Source organism: Thermodesulfobium acidiphilum (assembly GCF_003057965.1).
In the GTDB taxonomy this organism is placed as follows: Bacteria; Thermodesulfobiota; Thermodesulfobiia; order Thermodesulfobiales; family Thermodesulfobiaceae; genus Thermodesulfobium; species Thermodesulfobium acidiphilum.
The window spans coordinates 1-26,654 of record NZ_CP020921.1 but is presented as its reverse complement, the minus strand read 5'-3'; the positions used below and the strand labels follow the sequence as shown (position 1 = coordinate 26,654).

Below are 26,654 nucleotides of genomic sequence, written 5' to 3'. Positions count from 1 at the left end.
TTTATCCTAAATGCGTCTAAACTGAAACCGAAACCATTAAACTCTTAACACGTCTGATATAGTTTATGGTTTCAGCATATGGAGGTACTCCGTTAAATTTTTCAACAGAACCTGGTCCAGCGTTATACGCTGCAAGCGCTAAGTCTATGCTTTTAAAAGTTTTTAATAAACTGGAAAGATATTTAGCCGTCCCCCTTAGATTCTCTATCGGATCAAATGGGTTTTCAACCCCTAAGCCTCTTGCAGTAGACGGCATAAGTTGTCCCAATCCCATTGCCCCATCAGGAGAAACTGCATTTGGATTACCGTTAGATTCAGCTAAAACTATTGCCTTTAACAAGCTTGGCTTGATGCCATATTCATTAGCTATTTCTGGAAGTTCCTTTTCCCAATCACTTGAAGCGACCTCTTTTAGTTTAGTTTTATTAAAGCTTGCGTTAGTATCCTCAACGTTGGATAAAGTAGGACTAATTTCTGATGAGAACACAGCACCAGAAGATGAGATCAAACCGCTAAATTTCGAAGAAGAGCCATTAGATAAATTCTTTTTACTTTTTGAATTTTCAGTTTCCCTTAAAACCTTTTTAAAGTCAGTCCTATACTCCTCTTTAAAAGAGCCAGAGCTAGATATCAAACCTGAAATATCAAGCCCCTGTTTCTGAACCACCCTTTTCATTCTAACCTCCATCGATATTTTAAAGCTAATTTATATAACTAACAAAGTCTTTACAATTACTTTTTACCATCTGATACCACGTTCATCCATATTGTAAATTCTTTAGAAAGACTTCCCAATAGAGATTCATAATAAAGGGCGTTGTCCAGAAGCATTGCGTTTTCTCTTTCTGGATCTACGTCATTGCCATTGATATATGTGCCTTCATTTCTTTTTTCTACTTTAAAATCTTCGCTAAGATTAGGAATATTTGACATATGAAGTGGATTTGTTCTCTTTAAGGGAAGACTATCACGATCTTCTTCTAGAGCTTTCTTTAGTTCAGACATAAAATTGATGTCATAAGACTTATAATTGGGCGTATCGGCATTTGCTATATTTTGAGCAAGAACTTCATTTCTCTTATATGCTCCTGAAAGGCCAAACCCTAATATTTTAAAAACGGGATCATTAATAATCATTAGTCTAACTCCAAAAGCTGTTTGTGATCGATAAAAGCCTGAACCACCTGAGTGTAAATGTTTTCAAGATGCTCTTCTTTAATATTTAAAACTTCCATAGCTTTTGGTTCTAATCTATATAAAAGCCCGTCAGCGCCAATACCCTGACCACTCATTAAAGCAACTGCATCTGCAATATGTACTATACAAACAATATCAAGGTATTCCTTAGCATCCATAGGGCTGTGATGGTGAGAAATAGCTTCAATTAACATTGTAGGTAAATTCCATTTTTCTGCAACTTTACCTCCAAGATAGGCATGATCAAAACCAAGAACAGAAATTTCAGCCTCCTGAAACGATTTACCTTCATCTACCAGTTCATTTATTGTCTGAAACTCTTTTTGAACAAATTTGCCTATTATGGTTTTCCCTATATCATGAAGTATGCCAGCCGTAAATGGTTCTTCTGGCTTGGGGTATTTAACTAACTTTGCAAGAGTTTTTGCGCCAATTGCAACCGACATAGAGTGCTCCCAAAGCGCTCCCTTTTGAAGTTCATATCCCTCAACTTCTTTGGATAAATGTGCGTGAAGCGCTGCTGCATAAAGGATGTTTTCAACAACTCCAAATCCCAATATCACAATCGCTTCAGTAACAGTTTTTATTCTTCTAGCATAACCAAAATAAGCAGCATTTGAAAGTCTTAAAACTCTTGCAGTGAGCGCCTGATCCTGACTTATAACGTTTGCCAAACTGACAGCCGTTGACTTCGGGTCCTTTATCACATTTAAAGCTTCTATTACTATGTTTGGCAAGGGGGGTATATCGGATACTCTATCTAAGATCTGTTTCATGTTTTCCTGTGCTTTTTGAGAAAGATCTATCATCTTTAGCCCACCTTTATGAAATTTTTCTCTTTAACAGCGCTCATCAAAGAAACGGTATCTACAATTAAGGCAACTCTTCCATCTCCTAATATAGTAGCACCAAAAAAGCCCTTTACTCTGTTCACTATGTAACCCAAGGGCTTTATAACGACTTCTGAATTTCCAATAAGATCACTAACAGACAGAACAACATTTTTGTCAGAGGTAGAAACAACAACAAGAAAATTGTCTTGAAAATTTTCTTTACCTGGAGTTTCAAATATATCAGCAAGCCTTAAAACCGGCAAAACTTCTCCTCTGAACAGGGTTACTTGTTGCGATTGTATGGATTTAACCTCTTCCTCCTCTAAAAATCTCGTTTCCAAAACAACATTCAATGGTAGGGCATAAACTTCTTTCCCAACTTTAACGAGCAAAGCCTGTATAATAGCAAGTGTAAGAGGGAATTTCAAAGTGAACCTTGTGTACTCGCCAAGCTTGCTGCTAAGAGATACAGATCCATTTAACCTTTCAACTACAGACTTTACTACATCAAGGCCAACTCCTCTACCAGAGACTTCAGAAACCTTGTCCGCTGTAGAAAAGCCAGGAAGAAAGAGAAGTTCGAATAAAGCCTGATCATCCATTTGATCCAATATGTTGGGAGACACTATATCTCTTTTTTTTGCTTTTTCTCTAATCTTATCTGGATCTAAACCCCTTCCATCATCTTCAATCTGGATAACAACATAACCCTCTTCTTGTTTAGCCGAGAGTTTTAACCTACCCTTCTCTGGTTTTCCTTTAGCTTTTCTTTCTTCTGGCAGTTCAATACCGTGATCCAAAGAATTTCTGATAAGATGAACAAGCGGTTCACCAATTTCGTCTATTATTGACTTGTCAAGTTCTGTCTCCTCTCCAGAAACTATAAAGTCTATTTGCTTATTTAATTGATGTGACAAATCCCTAACTAATCTAGGGAACCTTTCAAATATGTGCGACACAGGAAGCATTCTAGTCCTTAGTATTTCATCTTGAAGTAGATTAATTGTCCTACCCATATGCGTGGTCACTTCAGCAAGAGAAGTCACCGATTCTGAACCAGAGAGAGCCTCTTCAACATCCTCACTGATTTTAATAAGCCTGGTCCTATCTATAACTAACTCTCCTACAAGATTCATTAGATTATCAAGCCTTTCTACGCTAATTCTAATAGTCTGACTCTTTTTAAAATCAGCTTTAACTTTTATTTCGCTTTTTTCATCCTTTTCTATACCCCCCTGGACTGCTTTTTGTATATGTTCTGTTCTAGTAGATTCATACGGCATTACTTCAACCATCTCAACTTCTGCAATGCTTTGTACAACATTTTTCACTTCTTCTTCGCTTGACTTAGTAACTATATAGTAGACGAGATCCAAATCAAACTTTTCCTGCTCTATATCAGTTACAGATGGCACAGTCTTAAATATTTCTCCCAGTTGTTCAAGAGACTTTAGAACCATATACGCTCTAGGGTATTTCATCTGGCATCCCTGGGAAAGAGAAAACTTTATAACAAAAACGTTAAGTCCTCTTATAAAAGCTTCATTGATAATACCAGTTTCAATATCATTTAACTCTTCTAAGGAACGTGTAATATCTTTTTCTACTTTAGAAGAGGTCTTTGAAACGCTTAGCTCTATTGAAGAAGTCTTAGCTTTTTCTATCATTTCTATAAGATCAGTATAATCTATATCTCCATTGTGACCTTCTTCTATATCATCTACCGCTTCTTGTATATAATCTAAGCCTTTAAAGAGTATGTTTATAATATTTTGATTCAAAGCGATTTTTGAATTTCTCACCATATCCATCAGGCTTTCAAGACTATGAGTGAACTTAGCAAGAGAGTCAAAGCCAAGAGATGCTGAAGATCCCTTTATTGTATGAGCAGCTCTAAAAAGAGATTGTATAGCACCTGAGTTATTTGGATCCTTTTCTAGCTCCAAAAGAGACTTTTCAAATTGATCTATAAGTTCCCTTGTTTCTTCTAAAAATACCGATCTATACTCGTTTACATCAATATCCATAACTTCCTCCTACTTGCCTGCCTCTAGCATCTTTAACCCTTCTTCTTCTTCCCCCTTAAAAATCAAATTTATGTCTAGTAGAACAATTAATCTTTCGTCAACCTTTGCAACCCCTTTTATGTATTCTGCATCAATTCCTGAAAAAATCGGCGGAGGGGGTTCAAGAGAGTCAGAAGAAAATCTTAGAATTTCAGTTACCAGATCGACAATAAAACCCACTATATTGCCTGAAGTTTCTACGACTATCACTCTAGTATCCTTGGTGCGCTCTGTTTGACCCAGTTCAAATCTTTTTCTAAGATCAACAATAGGTACAATTTTACCTCTTAGATTTATAACCCCTTCTACAAAATCAGGCGCTTTTGGCACTCTTGTAATATCTTGAATCTTAATTATCTCTTGAACTGACGAAATTTCAATACCATAAAATTCATTTGCTAATTTAAAAACTACAAGTTGAATCTCATAAACATCGCTTGTTAAATTGTCTTTTCCCAAGCTTAAATACCCCCTTTAAAGTCTTTTTTAAGTTTTTCTAAGTTCAAAATAAGATCTACCTTTCCTTTGGGAAGATTAAGTTTCCTAGAAATTTCAATTTCTGACAAGCCTTTATAAAAAAGCTCTATCACGCTGTAATAAACACCATTTTGGTCAAGGGGTTTGGGAGAACTGTTTTCAATATCAGCTTCAAAATCAACTCTTTTGTTTTCTTCTGCTTTAAGTTTATTGCTTATTCCTTGTTTTTTTACGATACTAAGAGAGTCTTTTAGCTCATAAAGTATTTCTCTCATCTCACTTTCAAGTTCTAAAATTTCGCTTTCGGATGGTAGCTTCGAATATAAATTTCTCAGCTTTATTTCCCGAGTATAAAGAAAGAAAATAGATACACCCAATACAACTATTTGAAATAACAAAATCAACAACTCCATCTTTAAATCACCACATTTAAGCCCTTTTTATTTTTACCTTCTTCCCCTTTAGTCTGTCTGTGAGAAACCTTTTTTACTGAGGAAGCCTTTTCGATTTCCTCTGTTTTCTTCACTTTATTTCTATTCTCTTCAAGGATCTTTTGGAATTGAATAGCCATTGACTGTTGCAAAGCATCAGCTCTTGAGCCGGGGTTGGAAAGTTGTGCCCTCCCTGACTCAGTTATTTGCATAAGCACTCCCTGCATATCAACAGAGCTAATCATTTCTTCTCTCACCTCGATTATTGATATTTTAAGTATATCATCAAATTAAAAGGTGTATGACTCATTGGTCAACGCCCTTTTTGCCCTTCAAAAGATATATTCGGGCAATTATTTTTGCAACTGCCTCATATAGTCCTACTGGTATATCGTCACCAACGTTAACTTTGTATAGATCTGCAAGGAGTTTTGGGTCCTTTATTTCGGGAACATTATGACTTCTTGCTATATTTATAATCCTTTCAGCAAGTTCATCCTGTCCCTTAGCTATGACCCTTGGGGGTCCTTTTGATTTATCGTATTTTAGAGCTACAACTCTTTTTTTAAATTAAATCACCTTCTTTCTTTTCTTGTAAACAGTAGCCAAAATGCCTGCAACAGCTTTATAAAATTTTTCGGGAATTTCGAAATTAATTTCTACTTCTTTAAATAAAGCTCTTGCAAGAGTTTCATTTCTCGCTAATGGAACATTATTTTCTTTAGCAATTTGAATAATCCTTTCAGCTATTATTCCCATTCCCTTGGCTACTACTTTTGGAGCCTTAAACTTTTCTGGATCGTAGAATATGGCAACTGCTACGTGAGTAGGGTTGGTTATAATAACATCAGCTTTGGGCACTTCTTGCATCATTCTTCTTCTAGCCATTTCACCTTGTAATCTCTTTATTCTTGCTTTTATAAGAGGATCTCCTTCTGTATTTTTAAATTCCTCTTTTAGTTCCTGTTTGCTCATTCTAATACTCTTTTCATATTGCCATCTTTGAAAAAGATAGTCAATTAAAGCAAAGAAAAACAACACCACCATAGTTTTTACGAGAATTGATGAGACAATCTTTATTACAATTTGAAATCCTTTATGAATATCTATGAAACTGAGATTCAAAATTTCTGGGGAAACTTCCAACAAAGAAGAAATTAGAATATATGCAAGAATCAGTATCTTAATTGTAGGTTTTAAAACCTGGTCAACAAAGCCTCTAAAAGATAATAACCTTTTAAAATATTTTGTTATATCAAGATTGGAAAATTTTGGCATTAAGACCTGTGGGGTTATTACAAAACCAACCTGCAATATGTTTGAAAAAAGTGCCATAAAGAGAGCGCCTATTATTGGCGGAACTGTAAGAAGCAAAAAAGCCACTATAAAATTGTGATAATATAAGTTTAAATCAAAGTTGTCAAAGGAAAAAAAACCTTTCCATACATTGAACCAGCTATTAAAACCTATGACTAAAAAAAATTGTAAAACAATGTAGCTTCCAAAGAATACTAGAATACTGGATAACTCCTGTGATTTTGCCACCTGCCCCATTTTTCTAGCCTCTCGTCTTCTTCTTTCTGTAGCGGGTTCTGTCCTGTCTCCTTCATCGAAGGGCATTGATTAACCCCATAGAAACGTTATTCATATAATTGAAACATTGATTTATAAATGGCACTGCAAATCCCAAAAATATTATTATTACAACGCTGGTTATTAGAATCTTTAAAGGTAAACCAAGTAATAAGACGTTCAGCTGTGGAGCAGTTCTAGCCATTATTCCCAGACTCAGGTCTATAAGAAACAAAATTAAGACAACTGGCAAAGCCATCTCCAGACCCGCTGTCATCGTCCATATCAAAACGCTCATTAAAAGGTTATAAGAGGGTCCAGATTTTATAAATTGGCCAACAGGTAATACATAATAGCTTTCAACAAAAATTTTTAAAAGAATGTAGTGAAAATTTCCAATTAAAAATATTAAAAGGCCCAGTAAAGTAAAAAAATTGCCATAAACGGATGTCTCAGAACCCATTTGGGGATCGTAGAATGCAGCCATACCCATTCCTGATTGCATATCAAAAAAGCCCCCTGCAAATTCGAGGATCCATAAAAAAAGATAAAAGATAAACCCCATAAAAATTCCTATTAAAACCTCAAATACCGAGGAAAAAACAAAAACTATTGGATTATCAGGAACGTTTATCTTTATGTTCATAGTAATAAGCATAGAAAAAATTAAAATTATTAAAATCTTAATTCTTGTTGGTATGACTTGAGTGCTAAAAAACGGAGCAACAGCAAAAAAGCCAGAAAATCTAAGTATTGGCATTAAAGATCGGATTAGCATATCCCAAAAAAGGGATATATCAATCATTTTATAATATCAGGAATGCTTTGATATAGTCGAATTATATAGCTTGTCAAAACGTTTAAAGTAAATGGCCCTAACAAAAACATAACTATAATAACAGCCAAAAGTTTAGGGACAAACGATATAGTGATATCTTGAAGCTGTGTTGCAGCTTGAAATATCCCCAAAAAAAGACCAATAAATAATGCCACAAGCAAAACCGGAGCTGTTATCAAAAGAAGAATTAGCATTGCATTTCTTGAAAGATCTAAAGCAAGCCCCTGACTCATTAGATCTCAACCTCACCTCGCCCTATTGTCTTAACTAGAAACCTTCTTTTCATAACATCAAAAGTAACCGTCCTGGCAAAACTTCCTCCTACATCTTTGGAAACAAGTATAATTCCTGCTTCTCTTAGAGAATTTTCTAAGGCTTCAGCATTTCTTCTTCCTATATCGAGAAGTGATGATTCCGATACGTTAAACATCTTTGCCCCGCCTGCCATCTTTGAGCTGATATCCATACTAGAACCATTTTTTCTTAACTGTTCTAAAAGAAAGGTTACTGCGGAATCTGCATATTTAGTAGGCATATCACTTCTTCCATTAGAAGATGGAAGCATAACATGGGCCATAGCTGCTATACGCTTTTTATTATCAATAAGAACAAGTCCAATACACGAACCGAGACCTCTTGCACAAAGGATATCGCCCGCTTGGCCAACAGCCCATTCTCCCATTCCACAAAAGTATTCAGCCATATCAAACGCCCATCCCAATTGATTCTAAAAGTTTTAATAAAGAATCAGGTTCGAATAATACTACCAAAACGCCAGCAATTCTAATTCCATAGGCAATCATGCTGGTTTGTATAATTAAGACCTTGTCACCTACAGCAGTTAAGGATATTATTCCGTCTAAAAGTGCACTGTTCATATCAATTGCAACAGCAGGAGGACTTAATTCAAAGGTCATTCCAGTAAAGGATGAAAGGGCTGTTATGTATGAACCGGACATGATGTTACCTATTTCAGAAATTGCTGACATTGTCATTTCATCAAATTCAAGTTCATCAGGACTCATTCCCATAAGCATACCTGCTATAGCCTTTGCGCTTTGAACTGGCCAAAGATAAAGAACATGTCCCTTCAAATCTCCAGAAATCGCAAGATATACTCCAGCCACTTCCTTCTCCGGACTATCAAATATGTTAGCAGCCTCATTGAAAGTAGCAAGTTTTGCTTCAACAACTTCCATGTTTATCTCAGTATTTAAAAAAGTTGAAAGAGCAGTAACAGCATTCCCCGCACCAATGTTACCCAATTCCTTTAAAGCATCCAGGTGATCAGCCTCAAGCTTTTCGTATCCCATGGAACCTCCTCAAACCTTTCTATATATAAATGACGAGACATATTCCAGGGAAAATCTTCTTGCATCAAAAACCCGTTCAGTAGCTCCTACAAAAAGAATTCCCCCTATTTTAAGGCATTTGCTAAGATTAGCGTAAACTTTATCTTTCGCCTCTTCATCAAAATATATTACCACATTTCTACAAAGTACAATATCAAAATCCAATCTTGGCGGTTCACCTAGAATAAGGTCTCCCTTTAAAAAGGTAGTATGAGCTTTTATTTCATCTTTAATCTGATATCTGTCTCCTGACAATTTAGTAAAATATTTCTCAATTAGTTCTAATTTAGCGCTTTTAAAAAAATCTTTAGTATAGATTCCTGCTTTTGCCTTTTCAAGAGCCTCTTCATCAATATCTAAGCCCCAAATATGATACTTTATATCATTAAAATATTCATTAAGTATTATTCCAACAGTATAAGCCTCTGCACCGACAGAACAACCAGCACTGTATACTCTTAAAATATCAGTTTTTTTTGCTAGTTCTGGTATATATTTTTTTAACTCATCAAAAAGTTCAGGATTTCTGAAGAATTCAGAAACATTTATGGTAAACTTTTTCTTAAATTCTTCAAGTGCTCCAGGATATGATTTAAGGTAGTTTAAATATTCTTTAAAACTCTTTAAACCTAGAAAACTCATCCAGAGAGTTACTCTTCTTCTCACTTGATTTTCTCTATACAAATGCAAAGGAATATTAGTTAATTTAAATATTTCTTCAGTAAATTCCTTATAATCTTTTTGTTCGTCCATTACCAGCTCCTAGCAAATCCCTTTAATTTCCAACAAATTCCATTATAGCATTAGGTATCTCAGATAAACTTACAACTTTATCATGCAAGTTAGCTCGAATAACCGAACCAGGCATTCCAAAAACTACACAAGAAGCCTCGTCTTCAACATAGACCTTTCCACCAAAACTTTTTACAATTTTTGCTCCATTTGTGCCATCAGAACCCATTCCCGTCATTATAATAACCAGGAGTTTTTCTCTAAACACTGGTGCAAGAGTTTCGAGTGTCATATCCCCTGCAGGTCTTAGACCAAAATATGCCTCTGTTTTACCGTCTAAATATATTGATTTATCGCTCTTTATTCTTAAGTGGAAACCACCTTTTGCTACAATTCCAGCGTTTACAAAAAGAGATTGCCCTTCTTCAGCTTCACTTATAGGAAAGGGACAAACTGTATTTAAGCTTTCCGCAAAAACCTTTGTAAAACCAATAGGCATATGTTGAACAATTATTAAAGATGCATCAAAATTAGAATCTAATTCTGATACAATTTTTCTAATCTGTGGTGGAGCACCAGTAGAAGCAATTATTGCAACAGCTTTGTTTGCAATTCTTTTTTCTACCTTAACAACTGGCTTTTTAAATGGTAAACACTCTAAACATGGTTTTACCCTTATTTTCCCCTTTGCAAGATACGCTGCCTTAATTTTTTTTAACAATTCCTCCCTAACGTTTATTAGGCCCAATGGAGGATTAATCTTCGGCACGTAATCGAAGGCCCCATAGTTAAGCGCATCTACGGTAACCTGAGCACCTTCTGTAGTAGAAGAGCTAAGCATAATGAATGGGATCCCGCTATTAGAAAATTTTTTTAGAACGTCAAGCCCAGAACCATCTGGTAAGATGACGTCAAGAGTTACTACGTCTGGATTAAGAGAACTTATTCCTTCTATAGCATCTTTGACCTTACTGGCCTCTCCTATAACCTCTATATCGCTTTCATCCTGGAACATTCTCTTAAGAATTGATCTTATTACTAGGGAGTCTTCAACAATAAACAGTTTTATTTTCAAAGTTTATTCCTCCTAAATTTTGAAACTTGCAATTAAACTTTTAACTAAAAGAGACCAGCCATCTGCCAGTACAAACAAAAGTATCTTTAAAGGCAAAGAAATCATTACAGGCGGGATCATCATCATACCCATAGACATCAAGATGCTTGCAACTGCAAGATCAATTATAACAAAGGGTAAATATATTACTATACCGATTATAAATGAGGTTTTTAATTCGCTTAAGACAAAGGCGCTAATAACAATCGTTGGAGCAATCTCGTTTACAGAGTTTGGTCTTGGAGTTTGAGAAAGTTCAATCATTAATGAGAGATCGCTTTTTCTGGTATTATGAAGCATAAAGTCCCTAAGAGGAATATAACCCTTTTCAATTGCGTCCTGAAAAGTAATCTGTCCTTTTTGATAAGGAGTATAAGCATCTTGTTCAATTTTTTGAATTATCGGCGTCATAATAAATAGCGTTAGAAATAAAGACAGACCGATTAAAATCTGTCCGGGAATTATTTGCTGAATCCCCAGAGCATTTCTTAAGAAACCGAATACTATTACCAACCTTAAAAAGGATGTAGTCATCAAAAGAAGCAAAGGGGCGAAGGCAAGAACAGTTAAAACAAATAAAACTTTAAGAGAATTTGCTATATCATTTGGTGAACCAGCACCTAAGTCAATATTTATATTTGGAGCAGCATTAGAAACATTATTAAAGTTAAATATTATTAATAAAGCAATAAAAAAGAAAAATACTAAGCTCTTCTTCACTGTCAGTTTTTATTTAATTGCTTTACTTCTTGTCTAAACTTTCTTAATATATCTAAAAAGCTACTTTTTACCAGTTTCTTATCATAATTTTCTTTTTCAGGAATTATGCCTAAGGTATCAAATTCTTTTAAGAGTCTAATTTCACCGTCTTTTGATAAAGAGAGAAGAAGATATTTATCCATAACTTCAATTATAAATAGTTCAGAGTATGAAAGTGATACCCTATCTACAATGCGAACAAATCCATTTAAAGATTTGGGTATCGAATAATCTACTTTAAGCTTGCCCCTAAGTTTTCTAATAATTAATAGTGGAACAAGAACTAATAAGACTAAAAAAGCAAAAAACCTTATAAGATAACCCATTATGTTGGGACTTTCTGAACCTGGTTGAAGCCTTTCTGAAGTATTTGTTAACAGTAAAGAAGAGTCATTCGAAGCTGAATTATTATTTTTAGCTGCTGTAGTTACTGGAGTTTTAGGGTCTAGATTACTTTGAGATGTTTTATTATCGATGTCGCTGTTTACTGAAGCTTTTGGCGATTGATTAACATAAAGCAAGTTGTCATTTTGAAGTTCTTTTGATGTAGAATTCGAACTTAAAGTTAAATTTTTAACAGTTTCTGATCCTGTAGAAGGAGTTTTATTATATACTTTATTGTCTTCTGCAGACGAATTTCCTGTTTGGTTGATTCTAGCATTTAAAACGTATACGTCATTTGGATTTTTATCTTCAAATTTTATATAAGAAGATTCGTCTTTCTGAAAAAAGGAAGGAAGTGGACCTTTAATATCTTTTTGAATAGCAAAGGAACACGAATTAAAGGATAATACTAACAAAAAAATTAAGAAAAAGATACTAATAAGGCGTATTTTCAATTTAGGAAAGCGCCTTCCTTACAGCCTCCAATACCCTGTCAGGTTGAAATGGTTTAACGACAAAGTCCCTAGCTCCTGCCTGTATAGCTTCAATTACTATAGCCTGCTGGCCCATTGCAGAAACCATGATAATTTTGGCATTTGGGTCAAAAGCCTTAATTTCTTTAAGCGCCCAAAGACCATCCCTTTCTGGCATAGTAATGTCCAGTAATGTTAAATCTGGCTTTAACTCTTTATACTTTTCCAGAGCCTCTAAGCCATTCGTACCTTCTCCAACTACTTCATGCCCATTTTTTGTTAAAATATCCTTTAACATTTTTCTCATGAAAGTAGCATCATCAGTGATTAATATCTTTGCCATAACTGCCCCCTATCATAAGTTTTAAGGTAAAATATTATTGCATAACAAGGTTAGTAAAGTAAACATCTTTTACGATATCACGACCTACAATTTGGTTAAATTTTTGAAATAACATCTGCCTTAATCTTTCTTTGCCTTGTGAAGTGATTAAGTCCTGATATGTCTGACTCGACAATATAATTATAGCAGCATTTCTTAATTCTGGAGTTAAGGCATCCAAAATTGGTTTAGCCTTTGGTTCCAAAACAACTTTTTTACCTTCTGCTGCTGCTGCCTCACTCTTAATGGGTATTTCTTCGTTTAGTTCAAGGACGATGCTTGCCTTTAAAAATCTCCCATCTTTGGTATTAACTACAAACTCTTGTAAAGGATAGGTAAAAAATATTGGTTCATGTTTTTCCTTTGGGGCTGGTTTTGGCATTAACATATTTGCTATATAAAAACCAATCCCTCCACCCAAAATCACAAGAGTTACTAAGATAATCAACATCTTTTTATTTTGAAACAATTTCATCTCTTCCTCCTGTGTTAATTTTTTATTTCTTTGTTATAAGGATATCAATTCTTCTATTTTTTTGTCTACCTTGAGGGGTATCATTCGAGGCTACAGGTCTGGTATCGGCATAACCTGCTATAACTAACCTAGAAGGAGATATCCCCTGTTCTATAAAATATTTTGCCACCGAAGCGGCCCTTGCAGCAGAAAGCTCCCAGTTTGAAGGAAATTCTACCGTGTGTATAGGAACGTTATCAGTATGTCCTTCAATATATACTTCGTTATCAATCTTTTTTAAGACTGCTGCAATTTTTTTTAAAAGGGGAAAAGCATCAGGTTTAAGATTTGCCTTTCCGGAATCAAATAGAATCTTATCGGTTAAAATAGAGACCAAATATCCTCTTTCAGTTTGAATAACCGAAAACTGATTGGGATTTAAAGATTGCCTTAAAATTTCAGCTATTTTTAACGAAGCTTCCTGTGCCTTCAAGGCAGAATCGGGAACTACAGGAGCACTTTGTGTGGTAGAACCAGGTTCTCCTATGACAGAAGACCCTCTATCAAGAATAGTATATCCTCCAAATGCTTCTCTTAGGGCCTGTGCGGTTGCAGCAAATTTAGAAGCGTTTATTGTAGCCATAGAAAATAGCAAGATAAAAAAAGCCATTAGAAGAGTTATCATATCTGAATAAGTTAGGAGCCATCTCATGCCACCTGCGCTATCATGACCAGCTCCATGGCCTTCATTTGAATTTTTCTTTTTTTTAGCCACCAGCAGATGCTCCCATCATATTTAAAAGTTTTGTTGCCTTTTTTGGATCGATTGATGTTAGCTCAGAAAGTATGTCTGAAACTTCTTTGTTATTCATATTGCTTAAAATTTTTGCTGCCTGGGAATCGTCCATGTTGTTTATTATTTTAGCAGCATCTGAGGGGTCCATATTTGAAAGTATCTTTGCCTCCCTTTGCAATTTTAGCGTTTCCTGTTGTTTAAACTTTTCTGCGGCTGATTGAATAATATTCTTTTGATTTTGTGTCATTGAAGAGCTAGTGTTATTAATATTTTGCGATTGATCTGCTTTAGGTTGATTTTGTGGTAAGGTGGTTGATTGTTCAGGACTTGGATTTTGCATAACTTCAGGACTGGGTTGGGCTTTTTCGGACCTTTGAGATGGCAAAAAAGGAAATTTTACTGTGCCACTAAAATAAAGTCCTGCAACCGTTCCCAATATAGCAACTATTAAAAAGCCTATAATCATTAACCACTTCATCAGTAAAACTTTAATTCTCCATCTTCAATTCTGATATTAGCACCTCTTATTTCTTCTTTAATCTCTTGAGATATATCCGCAATTGTTACAATAACGCCCGGATATATTATTTCCGAAATTATCCTTCCGCCCTTTCTCTCTTCTTTGGTTTTAATTATTTCATCTTTAACTTTTTGCAAAGATTCAATTTGATTTACATAATTTTCTAATGTTTTTTGAACATTTTCAAGTGCTTCGGCTTGTGATCGAAGAAACTTATCTTTTTGTCTTTTCTTTAAGTAAAGAAACTTCTCTTCTAATTCTTTTGCTTTCTTAATTTGCGCCTCAATAGACTTTATTCTATTTACAATACTCTCAAGTTTTTCTCTTAAGCCAGGTACTACTCCTGCGCTTACCAGAGTTTTTGTGTGTTTATAAGAACCAATAACTTTTGCTCTAATCTCGATGCCAGCTTCCACACTACCACCAGATATTTGAGAATTCCTGCCCTGCATAAGAACTTTGCCACCCGCTGTAATTTTAGAAAAAAAGGCTTCTGACTCTATTAAAACATCTTCACCTGCAAAAACCTTGCCATTATGAATAAACCTTATATTAACAGACTTGCCAGCCTGAATAAAGCCTTTTGTCCCACCTTCAAATCCTGATCTAACTATTACGTTTCCCTTTGATTTAATAACAGCTTCTTCAACTATTCCAGATACTACTACATCTCCGTCTGCTTCAACAGAAAAGCCTGACAGTACGCTACCTCTTATATTAACAGAACCTTTGAAAACAATATTACCTGTTGCAAAATCTATATCCTTGTCTATATCAAGAGTTTGTAAAACTACTACTTTCCCCTCAATAAGTCTTGGTGTACCCGCAACTTCTGCAAATATTGAAAGCCCATCTTCAGACAATTTCGCTCCCTTTCCAGCTACAAATTTTGGATTAAAGGGTTTTTTTGGCATCAAAACTTTCCCTGTAACGTCATGACCAGGTTTTCCTTCTACTGGAGGAGTTTTTATAGCAAGAAGATCTCCTTCTTTTACGTTAAAGATAAATCCTAAATCAAAGTAATCCACATTTCCGCTTTTGTCTTCCTTTGGTTTTATTTCAGCTTTCAAAGGAAATTTGTATTCAACTTTGCCATCTATGGGATCAGTTGGGTTTTCACCTCTAGCAATTGTAACGATAGACCCAGGATTGTTTATAGCTTGTTTCAGAGCCTCTTCGTCTATACCGAAATTTATTCCACCCTTTGTGAGATATTGTTTTAATTCCTCAGCGCTTGGCAAACTTTCCCCCTCTTGAGGCCTAATACATATTGTAGCGAGCATTTTGTCAACAGAAAGACCTAGATCTATGTTCATTTGTCCCCCTCTAGTTGGGATTTTAACTTTATTAAAGCTTTACCGTGAATTTGAGATACTCTTGAAATCGATATATTTAAGATTTTTGCAATCTCATCCAAAGATAAGTCTTCATAATAGTATAGATCTACAACTTGCTTTTCTCTTTCGCTAAGCGTTTCAATAGCCATTGATAGATCAATATAAGAATTTTCTGAATTGGAAAAATCTCCTTGAAAAGTTGAAAGTGCATCTATTTCAGTATACCAACTTAGCAACTCTTCCTGGGTTATATTTAAATAATTAGCAACCTCTTTGTCATTTGGGTCCTTACCAAGCAATACTTTTAAATCACTGATAGCTTTATCTATTTTCTTTACTTTAGAACGCGTTCCTCTTTTTAACGGGTCAATTTGTCTTAAACCGTCAAGAATTGCCCCTCTAATTCTATGCGTAGCAAAGGTTTCAAATTTGAGGTTTCGAGATTCTTCAAATCTTTCAATTGAAGTAAGCAGCCCTAAAATTCCATAGTTTAAAAGTTCTTCAAATTCTACTTTACCTTGTATACTTGTATATATTTTTGCAGCAATTCTTTTTACTAACGGCAGATAGTTAAGGGCAAGAAGGTTCCTATTTTCCTGGGTTGAATTGTTTCTATACTTTATCCAGAGAGCCTTCTCGTCTATCATCCTTTACTCTCAAAAAATAAAAATGGAATCAAATAACCCACCTTATCCTTTCAAAGCCTTTACTAAATACTAAATATTTAGTTTACCAAATAACTTCTTAATTTTAAAATTACTCATCAAACTCTATACCCTTTTGTTTCATCTCTCTTTGTTTAGCAAAAAGAAATCTAATTATAGAGTCTTGAATCCCCCGATATATATTATCAAAATAAAACGAAATAAAGCCTATTTTTGATTCCTCATCAGTATAAGAATTAACAAATTTTATTTTTTGGTTTATCTTTTTTCTTTTGTCAATTTCAAACTCGATAAAGATTATATAATCTTCTTTTATTAATTTCATTATCTCTTTGTAGTCGCTTGACTTAACTGCTACCCTTACTCCCCCTCCAGAAAGGTCTTTTGTCTTACCTTTAAAAATAATAAAATCTTTGTCTTGGATGTTCTTTTTGATCTTTAAAGTTATATCTAAAATCACAGGCAATCTAAAGAAATTTCTTCTTTCAATTTTTTTAACTTCTTTCGCAGCTTTTAGCGCAAACAAAAAGAGGTTTGTATTGGGTTCCTTTCTTCTTTCTAAAATCAAACTTTGAAATTGATAAATTAGTTTCCCCTTTTTAACGTTTACCAGGACTAAATCCTGTGGGGCTAGGATAAGAGGAAATCCTTTGTTCATTGGAGTTTCTATCCATAACACTTCATCATTGTCCAGGTAAGAAATTAAAGAGCTATAAGGCCCATCGAGTTCTTCTTTATCCACAGATCTAAGTACTAAAAAAATATCAATTTTAGTTCCAGATTTATAAAACTCCTTTAAATTACTAATTCTTTCTATTATCTCTTCGGGCAATTATGATACTCTCTCTTCAAGCATTTTTACATAATCCATAAGGACTTTTGTATAAATATTATTAACTCCTAATTCTTTTAAACATTCAATTGCTCTATTTGAATAATGCCTTGCTAAATTAACGCTTTCTTTCAAAACATTATCATTTTTGACCATCTCGATAACTTTATTTATTCCATCTTCCAACTTTTTCTCTAACAAGATCTCAACTTCTCTTCTCTTTTTAGAAAGGAGCAAAACTGGTAAAGTAACTACTCCAGATCTCAAATCTGAACCCGGGAGCTTACCTAACTTTTTTACCTCTCCAGTAAAATCTAATATATCATCAATTATCTGGAAAGCTATGCCCAAATTTAAACCAAACTCAGCGAAGATATTCCTTTTATCAAGCACGTCAATACTTCCAAGAAAGGCAGAAGAACTAATAAGTCTTGCAGTTTTGTTAGTACACCTAACAATATATCTCTCAATAGATACAATTTTAAAAAGGTCTTCTTGTTGCATTACTTCTCCTTCAGCCATACGCATAATAACTTCTGCCATGAGTCTTACAGGTTCTTTATTTTCTAACAAAGAAAGAAAGTGAGTTATCTTTGCAAGAATAAAATCTCCAGAAAGAATGGCTACTTTAAAGCCGTATTTTCCATTTACACTTAACATCCCCCTTCTTACATTGGATTCATCGATTACGTCATCGTGTATGAGCGTGGCAAGGTGTATACCTTCAACAACAGCAGCATACTTTATAACTTTTTCTACATTTTGATTAACACACAGTGCGCTCAAAAAGACTAGCGTTGGCCTAATTCTCTTACCACCTGCTTCCAATAAATGCAAAGATGCACTTCTTAAGGTATCCACTTCTGTTTCTAAGATCCTCGCAAGTTCTGTCTCTGATAACTTTATATATGATTTTAATTCTAAACCAATTGTAGTAATGTTCATAAATTATCTTCTATTAGATTAGCATTTGATCTAACTACAGCAGCATCCAAAACACTATCTGTTTTGTCTAATTTCTGAAGCTTTATTCCCTTCGCATTTCTGGATAGTTGTTTTACTGAATCTATATCTATTCTAATAACTTTGCCCTTTTCTGTATATATAATCAGATCCATTCCCTCTTTGTAATTTAAAATGGTTGCAAGCTTATTCTTTGATACCCTAACCCCCTTTGTTCCCCTTTTGTGACTGGTAAAGTTATCGCTACTTACTTTTTTACCGTTTCCGTTCTTATCTATTACTATGAAGTAATTTGAATCAGGTACAATTCCTAAAAGTTTGTCATCTTTTGATAATCTCATACCAATAACACCGTGTGAATTGTTCCCCATATTCCTTAAATTCTTAAGATTTGCCAGAGTGGCAAATCCGTTACTAGAATAAAGCAAAAATTTGTCTTCACAAACCATACACGCCCCTACGACTGATTCTGAATCGTTAAGTTTAATTGCAATTACACCATTTCTTCTTTTAGAAATAATATTTTCAAGCTTAATTTTCTTTAAATATCCCATAGATGTAGCTAGTATTATGTCCTTTTTTATTTCGTCTTCCTTAATTTGGACCATAAAGGTTATTTTCTCATCCTCTGAAAGGGGCAAAATATTTGCTATACCTGTACCTCTCGAAGTTCTTGAAAATTCTGGAATGCTATATGCAAGAAGTGTATAGGCCCTACCTTTTGATGATATGAACAATATTCTATCTTTGTTCGACAAAACTATAGATGTTTGAATTCTATCTTGAATTGCACTACTCTTTTGAATGCCGTCAATGCCTTTGCCGCCTTTGTTTTGCCTTTCAAAAACATCTTTTTTCATTCTTTTTATAAATCCCAATTTGCTTATTGTAACTATAACTTCACCCTCAGGTATGTCTTCTTCAAGGATATCTTCTTCTTCGAAATCTAAAGAAATTTCAGTTTTTCTCTTATCAGCAAAATTGGATTTTATCTCAATAAGTTCATTTTCCAAAATTTCTAAAAATCTTCCTTCATCGTTTAGTGCAAACTCGGTTTCCTTGATTTCCGATAGAGTTTTTTCAAGGTCTTTAAGAATTTTTTCCCTTTCTAAGGATGTTAATCTTTGTAATCTTAAATCGAGAATGCCTTGGGCGCCCTCTTCTGAAATTTGGAGGAATTCACAAAGTTTCTTTTTAGCTTCTGTGGGATTAAGAGATTTTTTTATAATTTCTATAACCTGATCAATCTTTTCTAATGCTTTTGATAGGGCACTAAGGAGCACTAATCTTTTTTTTAAATCTTCTAAAATCCTTTCTAATCTCTTTCTCTGAATATCCTTTCTAAAGTTAAGAAAGTGTAACAATACATCCTTTACAGGTAATACTTTTGGAACACCTGCTACTAATGAAAGCATTATTACGCCAAATGTTATCTGCATTGTAGTGTGTTTGTATAATTTTTTTATAACTTTTTCTGAACTTGCCCCTTTTTTAAGTTCTAAGACAATTCTTATTCCTTCTCTTCCTGATTCATCTCTTATTTCTGAAACTCCATCCAATCTCTTTTCCTTTATAAGCTGATCTATTTTTTCAACTAAAATAGCCTTATTTACAGAATATGGGATTTCACTTATAACCAATTTATTTGATTTCAAACCCGTTTCTATTTTATATCTTCCTCTTAAAATAACTTTCCCCTTACCAGTTAAAAAGTATTCTTTGATCCCATTTTTTCCTACTACTATTCCTCCTGTTGGGAAATCCGGCCCTGGTAAAACCTTTAACAGCTCTTCTTCGGAAATTTGAGGGTTTTTTAAAATTAAAAGTAGCGCATCAATTAATTCTCCCAAATTATGTGGTGGAATAGAAGTAGCCATACCTACAGCTATTCCTGAAGCACCGTTTGCTAATAGTTGAGGAAATTTTGCGGGTAATACCTCTGGTTCCTTTAGGGAACCATCAAAGTTATCCTGCATTGGTACAATGTTAAAGTTCATTTCTGAAACAAGGGTATTTGAAATTTTTGCAAGTCTTGCTTCAGTATATCTCATTGCCGCTGCATTATCTCCGTCTAAAGATCCAAAGTTACCATGACCATCAATTAAAGGATATCTATATGTAAAATCCTGAGCCATCCTTACAAGTGCATCGTATACAGCTGTATCTCCATGAGGATGAAATTTTCCTAAAACCTCGCCAACGACCCTTGCGCACTTTTTGTGAGGTTTATCGTATGTCATGCCCATTTCATTCATTGCATAAATGATTCTTCTTTGAACGGGTTTTAAGCCGTCTCTTATATCGGGTATTGCTCTACCAATTATTACGCTCATTGCATAGTCTAAATATGAATCCTTTACCTCTTCTTCTACAACCCTTATAATTTCAGACATCTAAGTTTTTTACCTCCCGAGCATATCTTTCAATAAACGCTTTTCTATACTCTACATTATCTCCCATAAGGATTTCAAAAATTCTATTAGCTTCGCTTGCGTCATCTATATAAACCCTTAAAATTGTCCTTTTTTCAGGATTCATTGCAACGTCCCATAGTTGTGATGGAGTCATTTCACCTAATCCTTTAAATCTTTGAATTGAATCTGGGCTTTTTATCTTAGAAAGTATGTCATTTAGTTCCTCATCGTTCATAGCATACATCCTCTCCTTCCCCTTTCTAATCATGTAAAGGGGTGGTTGAGCTATAAATACTTTCCCCATTTCGATTAATGGTCTGAAATATCTAAAAAAAAGAGTTAGAAGAAGTGTTCTTATGTGCGAACCGTCAACGTCTGCATCGGTCATAATTATAATTTTGTGAAATCTAAGATTTTTTATCCAATCTGATACAGGTATGTCTTCCTCATAAAAAGGTAAACCAATTGAAGCAGCAAGAGCTTTTATTTCCTGGTTTGCTAAAATTTTGTCTATATTAGCCTTTTCAACGTTTAATATTTTTCCTCTTAACGGAAGAATAGCTTGAAATCTTCTATCTCTTCCTTGTTTTGCAGATCCACCTGCACTGTCGCCCTCTACAATAAACAGTTCACATTCTTCTGGTTTTTTTGAAGAACATAGTGCAAGTTTTCCGGGTAAAGAAATACTAGATGTAAAGTCATGTTTTTTCCTTACCATGTCCCTAGCTTTTTTTGCAGCCTCTCTGGCTTCTTTTGCGGCTAAAGATGACTTTATTATCATATTAGCTACTTCTGGTTTTGATTCTAATTCTATTATGAATTTTTCCATAAGCTTTTCGACGGCGTTTTTAGCTTCTAAAGAAGAAAGTTTGGTTTTTGTTTGCCCTTCAAATAAAGGCTCCTTTAATTTTACTGAAATTACTGCTGTTAATCCACTTCTAATATCTTCTCCTTGAAAATTTTCATCTTCTTTAAGAATCTTTTTTTCTTTTGCATATTGGTTAGTTAATTTTGTTAAAGAATTTTTAAATGCTGTTAGGTGTGAACCACCTTCCTTTGTGGCAATGTTATTAGCAAAACAAATTATATTTTCATAAGTTGAATCAATGTGTTGAAGTGCTATATCAACGTAAACCTCTTCATATTCACCCTGAATAAGTATAGGTGGGGAATATAGAGGTTTTGAATTTTTATTTAGGTATTCAACAAAACCCAACAAACCTCTTTCATCATAAAAAATTTCTTTTTCATTAATTCTTTCATCTAAGAAAATTATTTCTAGGCCTGGATTTAAAAATGTAATTTCCTTAAATCTTGCTTTTAATTCGTCGGCATCCCAATTTATGTCTTTGAAGATTTCTTTATCTGGTAAGAACTTTATTTTAGTTCCATGTTTATCGCTTTCGCCTATAATTTTGATTTCTGATATTGGATTGCCTCGTGAAAATTCCTGTGTAAATATTTTTCCATCCCTATATATAGTCGCAATAAACCTTTCTGACAAAGCGTTTACTACTGATATACCAACCCCATGCAATCCTCCAGATACCTTATAAACTTTATCGTTAAATTTTCCTCCAGCATGAAGTGTAGTTAACACTAATTCAAGAGCATTTTTATTTGTTTGTTCGTGTATATCTGTTGGTATGCCTCTACCGTCATCTTCGACAGTTACATAATTTGATTTATGAATTGTTACAGATATTTTTTTACAATATCCTGCCATAAACTCATCTACAGAGTTATCTACTACTTCATATACCAGGTGTAAAAGTCCTTTAATTCCAACTGAACCAATATACATTCCAGGTCTTTTTCTTACTGCTTCCATTCCTTCTAGAACTACGATGTCTTTTGAAGTATATTTCATGAATTTATTCATCTCCTTTGTTACTTTTGTTTTCTTTTGTTTTTATTATCTTATATATGTTCATTATTTTTTTTCTAATATTTTCATCTTTTATTTCTATAAAACAATTTGGATAATTTATTTCAATATTAAATAAATTGTTTATTTTTTTTATTTTATCCTGCTTATTTGTTTCGAAACTTAAAGTTTTGAATTTTAAATTCTTAATATCTATATCTAGCTTCTTTTTAATTCTATCTATAATTGTATCCGAATAAAGCGAAATTTCTCTACTTATTGTAGGATGAGTTGTTGAAATAGTAAGAGTTTTTTGACTTAATTTTATTGGTTTAGATATTTTTGATAGTTTTAAACCTACTATTTCATGCCAATTTTTTTCTATAATAAAACACTGTTTTAAATTTTTTGGTATTTGGTTTAAGATTAGTAAGCCTATTTTATCCATAGTATTTAATTATAAAAAAATCTTGTCAAAATTTTCTAGATCTAATTCAGAAGTGGATGTGATAAAAACATAGTCATTTATTTTCTGGATCCATTTTAAAAGGATATCTAAATTTGTTTTGTCTAGGAAAGAGTTGATTTCGTCAAATAGTGAAATACAATTGTATTCTTTAAAAATATTTATCTTTGCAAGGTGAAGTGCTAGTGAAAACTTTTTTATTTCACCTGTAGATAAAAAAGTTGAATTTATATTTTTGATTTTTACTGAGAAATTATCTCTTGATGGGTTTATTATATTTCTTTTGGTTTTTGCTTCAATAATATCCTTCTTTTCCATTTCTTTTGATTCTAAACTTTTATAGTAATTTATTTCTATACTTTCTTCTTTAAGTAAATCTTTGGTATTTAGAATTATATTATTTAAAACTTCTTCTCTTAAATTTGATATTTTCTTTGATAATTGTGTTAATTTTATATCGTAACTTTTAATAAGTTCTCTATCTTTTTTATTTTTTAAAATATAGTTTTTTTGTGTGTTTAAAATTTTAAGATCTTTATATATTTTAGCATTATCTGGATTTATATTAAGTATAATTTCGTCGAGAAATTTTCTTTTATTTCTTGGTTCTTGTGATAAGAGTAAAGAGTCGAATGGATTTATATAAAAGACTTTAAAGTATTGCCATAGTTCAATATTTGAGTTTAACCTTTTGTCGTTTACTTTTATTATTTTATTTTTGTTATTAATTATGATTTCTATTCTTTTTCCGTAAACACTATTTCTTATGAGTGCGTTTTTTTTTGAAAATTGTATTAGATTTTGATTGGGTACGTTATTTTTTGTTTTCCCCCTAAGAGTTAAATATATTGCTTCTAAGAGGTTTGTTTTTCCGGATGCGTTTTTTCCTATAATTAGGTTTTTTTTGTTAAAATTGAAAAAATTGTGTTCAAAGTTTCTAAAGTGGTGTATTTCTAATATCATTTCTTATTTTTTATCTTTCTGGTCTTGCAGGTAGGGTTATATAAGTTGTATTTAAATTGTTTTCAATAGTAATTGGTTTGTTTTCATCTTTATATGTAAACAAAATTTCTTCCTCGTCAAATATTTTAAGTCCGTTAATTAGGTATGATGATTTAAAAAGAAATTCTATGTCTTTTATTTCCTCTACGGGTCTTACTGTAGTTTTTGTGTTTATTCTTGAATCTGATGATTGAATGTTTAACGTGTTGTTTTGTAAAGATATTTTTACTATTTCTGATTGTGATGAAGTAAAAATTAGTTTTTTTATGAAATCTTCTTTATTTACGTAAAATTTGTATTTATTATCAGTTGGGATAGCTTTTTCGTAATTTGGATACTCGTAGTTAAGTTTCTTTACTGAGAGTATTTTTTGATGTGTAGACAAAACCCAATGAGTTTGGGTTTGATATGACGTAGGCATTGTAGCATCAAATTTTATAACCTCTTGTGCACATTTTTTTGATATTGTAAAGTTCATATCTATTTCCTCATCCAAATTTATTTTATATATTGCCAATCTAAAGCCATCTGTGGCTGCTATAGTAAGGATTTTTTCTTTTGTTTTAAAGTTTACACCGCTCATTTTTGAATCAGAGCTTTGTGAGCTTGAATTTATAACTTTTTCGATTGCCTGTTTTATTATATTGAAGTTAATAACTTTTGGTTGTGCCTTTGAAATATCTATTGGGTCTGGGAAGTTTGGATCTTGTTTTAGAGGTATTGTTGCTAATAAATCATCACCTTCTATTATAAGTTTTTCATTTTGGAATTCAAAGTTTATTTTTTCATCTGGATAATTTTTGATTAGATTTGCTAATTCATTTGATTCTATGAGCACGGGATCTATTTTTATTTCTTGGTTTGTTTTAAAAATATAGGTTATTTCTACTTCTAAGTCGGTTGATCTGAATATTATATGTTTGTCCTGTGCTGAGATTTGGATGTTTCTTAATATTTCTACAGGATGCTTTTTTATATTTTTTGAAAGGTCCTGTATTAGTTTGTTTAATTCATTTGTTTGTAGTTCAAGTTTTATCTTTTTTTGATCTTCTTTGTTATTAACATTGTCTTTAATTTCTCTCATTATTTAACTCCTTTTTAAGTAATAATAATAGTTCTTGTGGATATGTTGATAACTTATTTTTTTCGCATAACAGTGCGAATTTAGATGTTGAAAACTTGTTTATTGATTATTTAATATGTGGATAATTTTTATTAGTTTTAAAGTTATTAACCTTTTATTAACATTTATCCACATAATATTAACAAGTTATCCACAAGTTATCAACATTTGTTGATAAGTAAAGCTTTTTTAAACTGACTTTAAAAAAGATCTTATTTGTTCAATTATTCTTTTTAGGGTTTGGTCTTTACTAATGTCTTCTTTTATTCTTTCATATGCATGTATTACTGTGGAGTGATCTCTGCCAAAATATTCACCTATTTGTGGAAGTGAATTTTTTGTCATTTCTCTACATAAGTACATTGCAATTTGTCTTGCATTTGCTTGATGACTTTTTCTTCCCCTACTTTTCAAATCCTCTAGTTTAATTTGCATTACTTTTGATACTGCTATGGCAATTTCATCCATAGTTGGTAAGTTATTTAATTTGTTGTCTTCTATATTTTTAAGAGCTTCTTGAGCGTGTTTTATAGTTACTTTCGATTCTTGGTTAATTGAACAAAGTGCCATGGACTTTGTAAGTACTCCTTCTAATTCCCTAATGTTTGAAGCGACTTTTTCTGCAATTAATATTAAAGCTTCTGGTTCTATATCTATATTTTCAATTTCAGCTTTTTTTTGTAATATTGCGATTCTGGTTTCTAAATCTGGGGGTTGTATATCTGCAATTAATCCCATTTCGAATCTTGTTCTTAATCTTTCCTCTAAAGTTTTGATCTCTTTTGGGGGTCTATCTGATGAAAGAACTATTTGTTTTCCTGATTCATATAGAGTGTTAAAGGTGTGAAAGAATTCTTCTTGTGTTCTTTCTTTCCCAGCTATAAATTGTATGTCATCTACTAGTAGTATATCTATATTTCTATAGTGTTCTTGAAATGAATTAATCTTATCGTCTTTTATAGCATTTATAAACTCGTTGGTAAATTTTTCACTTGTTATATATAAGATATATAAATTCGGTTTTTTAGTTCTTATTGTTGTAGCGATTGCTTGAAGGAGGTGTGTTTTTCCTAATCCAGCACCACCATAAATAAAAAGGGGATTATAAGCTTTCCCGGGATTATCGGCTACTGCAAGAGAGGCGGCGTGTGCCATCCTATTTCCTGGGCCAACTACAAAAGTTTCAAATGTATATTTTGATAAAAAGCCTTTCTGTTCGTTTCTCTCTATTTTATTATTTCCTTCTAAATACTCTTCCTGACTTAAATTTCCTATGGATTCATCTACTTCTAAGTGTAATTTTAGATTTTCTCCTTCTAAAATGTCTTCGATTATATTTTTTAATTTGCCAGATTTTTGTTCGATATAAGTTTTAATAAATTCATTAGGTAGTATTAGTGTTAGTTTTTTTTCTTCTTTATTTATTATTGCCTTAGAAGGTTTTAGGAAAGCTTCTACTGTAGGTTTTCCCATCTTTTCTTCTACTACATCTAAAATTTCTTGCCAAATATTGTTCACGTCACCTAACCCTCTCGTTATCATTTACCTCTTTTAAAATTTGTAGATCTATTTTATCATAGATAGGTTATCGTAAATATTTAACAA

At 33.0% G+C, this 26,654-nt stretch carries 30 protein-coding genes and 1 pseudogene; all 31 read right to left on the bottom strand.

Annotated elements, in window-relative coordinates; translation table 11 throughout:
- Positions 1-16: 16 nt before the first annotated feature.
- The gene (locus tag TDSAC_RS00155) at positions 17-676 is read right to left on the bottom strand and encodes a lytic transglycosylase domain-containing protein (RefSeq protein ID WP_108307670.1); all 660 of its coding nucleotides are present in this window, start codon (positions 674-676) and stop codon (positions 17-19) included.
- A 56-nt stretch (positions 677-732) separates the two neighbouring features.
- On the bottom strand, positions 733-1,137 hold the full coding sequence (gene flgB / locus TDSAC_RS00150; RefSeq protein ID WP_108307667.1) for a flagellar basal body rod protein FlgB: 405 nt from the start codon (positions 1,135-1,137) through the stop codon (positions 733-735).
- Positions 1,137-2,006, bottom strand: a complete 870-nt coding sequence (locus TDSAC_RS00145) for an HDOD domain-containing protein (RefSeq protein ID WP_108307664.1) — start codon at positions 2,004-2,006, stop codon at positions 1,137-1,139. The genes flgB and TDSAC_RS00145 overlap by 1 nt, the downstream gene beginning before the upstream one ends.
- A gap of 2 nt (positions 2,007-2,008) precedes the next feature.
- Positions 2,009-4,057 carry a chemotaxis protein CheA gene (locus TDSAC_RS00140; protein ID WP_108307662.1) on the bottom strand — a complete coding sequence of 683 codons (2,049 nt, stop codon included), beginning with the start codon at positions 4,055-4,057 and terminating at the stop codon, positions 2,009-2,011.
- A 9-nt stretch (positions 4,058-4,066) separates the two neighbouring features.
- The gene (locus TDSAC_RS00135; RefSeq protein ID WP_108307660.1) at positions 4,067-4,555 is read right to left on the bottom strand and encodes a chemotaxis protein CheW; all 489 of its coding nucleotides are present in this window, start codon (positions 4,553-4,555) and stop codon (positions 4,067-4,069) included.
- 2 nt (positions 4,556-4,557) lie between these two features.
- Positions 4,558-4,971, bottom strand: a complete 414-nt coding sequence (locus TDSAC_RS00130; protein WP_108307657.1) for a DUF6115 domain-containing protein — start codon at positions 4,969-4,971, stop codon at positions 4,558-4,560.
- A 17-nt stretch (positions 4,972-4,988) separates the two neighbouring features.
- A complete protein-coding gene (locus tag TDSAC_RS00125; RefSeq protein WP_108307655.1) occupies positions 4,989-5,249 on the bottom strand; it encodes a hypothetical protein in 261 nt (86 codons plus the stop codon).
- A gap of 61 nt (positions 5,250-5,310) precedes the next feature.
- Positions 5,311-5,547, bottom strand: a pseudogene (locus TDSAC_RS09240) (EscU/YscU/HrcU family type III secretion system export apparatus switch protein); the annotation flags it as partial.
- A 27-nt stretch (positions 5,548-5,574) separates the two neighbouring features.
- Complete coding sequence (flhB, locus tag TDSAC_RS00115) at positions 5,575-6,624, bottom strand: flagellar biosynthesis protein FlhB (RefSeq protein ID WP_108307653.1); 1,050 nt, start codon at positions 6,622-6,624, stop codon at positions 5,575-5,577.
- A complete protein-coding gene (fliR, locus tag TDSAC_RS00110) occupies positions 6,611-7,354 on the bottom strand; it encodes a flagellar biosynthetic protein FliR (RefSeq protein WP_234405746.1) in 744 nt (247 codons plus the stop codon). Before fliR ends, flhB begins: the two co-directional genes overlap by 14 nt.
- A gap of 23 nt (positions 7,355-7,377) precedes the next feature.
- Positions 7,378-7,647, bottom strand: coding sequence for a flagellar biosynthetic protein FliQ (locus tag TDSAC_RS00105; protein ID WP_108307649.1), 270 nt, complete (start codon positions 7,645-7,647; stop codon positions 7,378-7,380).
- Positions 7,647-8,117, bottom strand: a complete 471-nt coding sequence (locus tag TDSAC_RS00100; protein ID WP_108307647.1) for a chemotaxis protein CheD — start codon at positions 8,115-8,117, stop codon at positions 7,647-7,649. The genes TDSAC_RS00105 and TDSAC_RS00100 overlap by 1 nt, the downstream gene beginning before the upstream one ends.
- A 1-nt stretch (position 8,118) precedes the next feature.
- Positions 8,119-8,727 (bottom strand): chemotaxis protein CheC, encoded by a 609-nt coding sequence (locus TDSAC_RS00095; protein ID WP_108307644.1) that lies wholly within the window; start codon positions 8,725-8,727, stop codon positions 8,119-8,121.
- A gap of 9 nt (positions 8,728-8,736) precedes the next feature.
- A complete protein-coding gene (locus TDSAC_RS00090; protein WP_108307642.1) occupies positions 8,737-9,519 on the bottom strand; it encodes a CheR family methyltransferase in 783 nt (260 codons plus the stop codon).
- A gap of 22 nt (positions 9,520-9,541) precedes the next feature.
- Complete coding sequence (cheB, locus tag TDSAC_RS00085; RefSeq protein WP_108307640.1) at positions 9,542-10,573, bottom strand: chemotaxis-specific protein-glutamate methyltransferase CheB; 1,032 nt, start codon at positions 10,571-10,573, stop codon at positions 9,542-9,544.
- A 12-nt stretch (positions 10,574-10,585) separates the two neighbouring features.
- Positions 10,586-11,332: a flagellar type III secretion system pore protein FliP gene (gene fliP, locus TDSAC_RS00080; protein ID WP_108307637.1), complete on the bottom strand. Its 747-nt coding sequence runs from the start codon at positions 11,330-11,332 to the stop codon at positions 10,586-10,588.
- 2 nt (positions 11,333-11,334) lie between these two features.
- The gene (locus TDSAC_RS00075; RefSeq protein WP_108307632.1) at positions 11,335-12,210 is read right to left on the bottom strand and encodes a flagellar biosynthetic protein FliO; all 876 of its coding nucleotides are present in this window, start codon (positions 12,208-12,210) and stop codon (positions 11,335-11,337) included.
- Between the two features lies 1 nt (position 12,211).
- Positions 12,212-12,571 carry a response regulator gene (locus TDSAC_RS00070; RefSeq protein WP_013755397.1) on the bottom strand — a complete coding sequence of 120 codons (360 nt, stop codon included), beginning with the start codon at positions 12,569-12,571 and terminating at the stop codon, positions 12,212-12,214.
- Between the two features lie 34 nt (positions 12,572-12,605).
- Entirely contained in the window at positions 12,606-13,085 is a 480-nt protein-coding gene (locus tag TDSAC_RS00065; RefSeq protein WP_108307630.1) for a flagellar basal body-associated FliL family protein, read from the bottom strand.
- A gap of 22 nt (positions 13,086-13,107) precedes the next feature.
- Positions 13,108-13,839 (bottom strand): OmpA family protein, encoded by a 732-nt coding sequence (locus tag TDSAC_RS00060; RefSeq protein WP_108307627.1) that lies wholly within the window; start codon positions 13,837-13,839, stop codon positions 13,108-13,110.
- Positions 13,832-14,338, bottom strand: a complete 507-nt coding sequence (locus tag TDSAC_RS00055) for a MotE family protein (RefSeq protein WP_108307626.1) — start codon at positions 14,336-14,338, stop codon at positions 13,832-13,834. Before TDSAC_RS00055 ends, TDSAC_RS00060 begins: the two co-directional genes overlap by 8 nt.
- Positions 14,338-15,696, bottom strand: coding sequence for a FapA family protein (locus TDSAC_RS00050; RefSeq protein WP_108307625.1), 1,359 nt, complete (start codon positions 15,694-15,696; stop codon positions 14,338-14,340). Before TDSAC_RS00050 ends, TDSAC_RS00055 begins: the two co-directional genes overlap by 1 nt.
- Positions 15,693-16,364 (bottom strand): sigma-70 family RNA polymerase sigma factor, encoded by a 672-nt coding sequence (locus TDSAC_RS00045; protein WP_108307624.1) that lies wholly within the window; start codon positions 16,362-16,364, stop codon positions 15,693-15,695. Before TDSAC_RS00045 ends, TDSAC_RS00050 begins: the two co-directional genes overlap by 4 nt.
- Positions 16,365-16,473: 109 nt before the next feature.
- Positions 16,474-17,214, bottom strand: a complete 741-nt coding sequence (locus TDSAC_RS00040; RefSeq protein WP_108307623.1) for a flagellar brake protein — start codon at positions 17,212-17,214, stop codon at positions 16,474-16,476.
- The gene (locus TDSAC_RS00035; RefSeq protein ID WP_108307622.1) at positions 17,215-18,159 is read right to left on the bottom strand and encodes a polyprenyl synthetase family protein; all 945 of its coding nucleotides are present in this window, start codon (positions 18,157-18,159) and stop codon (positions 17,215-17,217) included.
- On the bottom strand, positions 18,156-20,570 hold the full coding sequence (gene gyrA, locus TDSAC_RS00030; protein ID WP_108307621.1) for a DNA gyrase subunit A: 2,415 nt from the start codon (positions 20,568-20,570) through the stop codon (positions 18,156-18,158). Before gyrA ends, TDSAC_RS00035 begins: the two co-directional genes overlap by 4 nt.
- On the bottom strand, positions 20,563-22,473 hold the full coding sequence (gyrB, locus tag TDSAC_RS00025) for a DNA topoisomerase (ATP-hydrolyzing) subunit B (protein WP_422822114.1): 1,911 nt from the start codon (positions 22,471-22,473) through the stop codon (positions 20,563-20,565). Before gyrB ends, gyrA begins: the two co-directional genes overlap by 8 nt.
- Positions 22,466-22,906, bottom strand: a complete 441-nt coding sequence (locus tag TDSAC_RS00020) for a DciA family protein (protein WP_108307619.1) — start codon at positions 22,904-22,906, stop codon at positions 22,466-22,468. Before TDSAC_RS00020 ends, gyrB begins: the two co-directional genes overlap by 8 nt.
- Before the next feature lie 9 nt (positions 22,907-22,915).
- A complete protein-coding gene (gene recF, locus TDSAC_RS00015; RefSeq protein WP_108307617.1) occupies positions 22,916-23,887 on the bottom strand; it encodes a DNA replication/repair protein RecF in 972 nt (323 codons plus the stop codon).
- 10 nt (positions 23,888-23,897) lie between these two features.
- Positions 23,898-25,010, bottom strand: a complete 1,113-nt coding sequence (gene dnaN / locus TDSAC_RS00010) for a DNA polymerase III subunit beta (protein WP_108307608.1) — start codon at positions 25,008-25,010, stop codon at positions 23,898-23,900.
- Between the two features lie 228 nt (positions 25,011-25,238).
- Positions 25,239-26,591, bottom strand: a complete 1,353-nt coding sequence (gene dnaA, locus TDSAC_RS00005; RefSeq protein WP_150130253.1) for a chromosomal replication initiator protein DnaA — start codon at positions 26,589-26,591, stop codon at positions 25,239-25,241.
- Positions 26,592-26,654: the final 63 nt, after the last annotated feature.

What these genes read in the sequence shown, in the direction of transcription:
- TDSAC_RS00090 (WP_108307642.1), bottom strand. Translation starts at nt 9,519, where the DNA reads ATGGACGAACAAAAAGATTATAAGGAATTTACTGAAGAAATATTTAAA.
- recF (WP_108307617.1), bottom strand. Translation starts at nt 23,887, where the DNA reads ATGATATTAGAAATACACCACTTTAGAAACTTTGAACACAATTTTTTC.
- flgB (WP_108307667.1), bottom strand. Translation starts at nt 1,137, where the DNA reads ATGATTATTAATGATCCCGTTTTTAAAATATTAGGGTTTGGCCTTTCA.
- TDSAC_RS00065 (WP_108307630.1), bottom strand. Translation starts at nt 13,085, where the DNA reads ATGAAATTGTTTCAAAATAAAAAGATGTTGATTATCTTAGTAACTCTT.
- TDSAC_RS00050 (WP_108307625.1), bottom strand. Translation starts at nt 15,696, where the DNA reads ATGAACATAGATCTAGGTCTTTCTGTTGACAAAATGCTCGCTACAATA.
- TDSAC_RS00125 (WP_108307655.1), bottom strand. Translation starts at nt 5,249, where the DNA reads ATGATTAGCTCTGTTGATATGCAGGGAGTGCTTATGCAAATAACTGAG.
- flhB (WP_108307653.1), bottom strand. Translation starts at nt 6,624, where the DNA reads ATGCCCTTCGATGAAGGAGACAGGACAGAACCCGCTACAGAAAGAAGA.
- TDSAC_RS00070 (WP_013755397.1), bottom strand. Translation starts at nt 12,571, where the DNA reads ATGGCAAAGATATTAATCACTGATGATGCTACTTTCATGAGAAAAATG.
- TDSAC_RS00020 (WP_108307619.1), bottom strand. Translation starts at nt 22,906, where the DNA reads ATGGATAAAATAGGCTTACTAATCTTAAACCAAATACCAAAAAATTTA.
- TDSAC_RS00055 (WP_108307626.1), bottom strand. Translation starts at nt 14,338, where the DNA reads ATGAAGTGGTTAATGATTATAGGCTTTTTAATAGTTGCTATATTGGGA.
- fliR (WP_234405746.1), bottom strand. Translation starts at nt 7,354, where the DNA reads ATGCTAATCCGATCTTTAATGCCAATACTTAGATTTTCTGGCTTTTTT.
- TDSAC_RS00105 (WP_108307649.1), bottom strand. Translation starts at nt 7,647, where the DNA reads ATGAGTCAGGGGCTTGCTTTAGATCTTTCAAGAAATGCAATGCTAATT.
- gyrA (WP_108307621.1), bottom strand. Translation starts at nt 20,570, where the DNA reads ATGTCTGAAATTATAAGGGTTGTAGAAGAAGAGGTAAAGGATTCATAT.
- TDSAC_RS00140 (WP_108307662.1), bottom strand. Translation starts at nt 4,057, where the DNA reads ATGGATATTGATGTAAACGAGTATAGATCGGTATTTTTAGAAGAAACA.
- dnaN (WP_108307608.1), bottom strand. Translation starts at nt 25,010, where the DNA reads ATGAGAGAAATTAAAGACAATGTTAATAACAAAGAAGATCAAAAAAAG.
- TDSAC_RS00035 (WP_108307622.1), bottom strand. Translation starts at nt 18,159, where the DNA reads ATGAACATTACTACAATTGGTTTAGAATTAAAATCATATATAAAGTTA.
- TDSAC_RS00155 (WP_108307670.1), bottom strand. Translation starts at nt 676, where the DNA reads ATGAAAAGGGTGGTTCAGAAACAGGGGCTTGATATTTCAGGTTTGATA.
- dnaA (WP_150130253.1), bottom strand. Translation starts at nt 26,591, where the DNA reads ATGATAACGAGAGGGTTAGGTGACGTGAACAATATTTGGCAAGAAATT.
- TDSAC_RS00100 (WP_108307647.1), bottom strand. Translation starts at nt 8,117, where the DNA reads ATGGCTGAATACTTTTGTGGAATGGGAGAATGGGCTGTTGGCCAAGCG.
- TDSAC_RS00095 (WP_108307644.1), bottom strand. Translation starts at nt 8,727, where the DNA reads ATGGGATACGAAAAGCTTGAGGCTGATCACCTGGATGCTTTAAAGGAA.
- TDSAC_RS00045 (WP_108307624.1), bottom strand. Translation starts at nt 16,364, where the DNA reads ATGATAGACGAGAAGGCTCTCTGGATAAAGTATAGAAACAATTCAACC.
- TDSAC_RS00145 (WP_108307664.1), bottom strand. Translation starts at nt 2,006, where the DNA reads ATGATAGATCTTTCTCAAAAAGCACAGGAAAACATGAAACAGATCTTA.
- gyrB (WP_422822114.1), bottom strand. Translation starts at nt 22,473, where the DNA reads ATGAATAAATTCATGAAATATACTTCAAAAGACATCGTAGTTCTAGAA.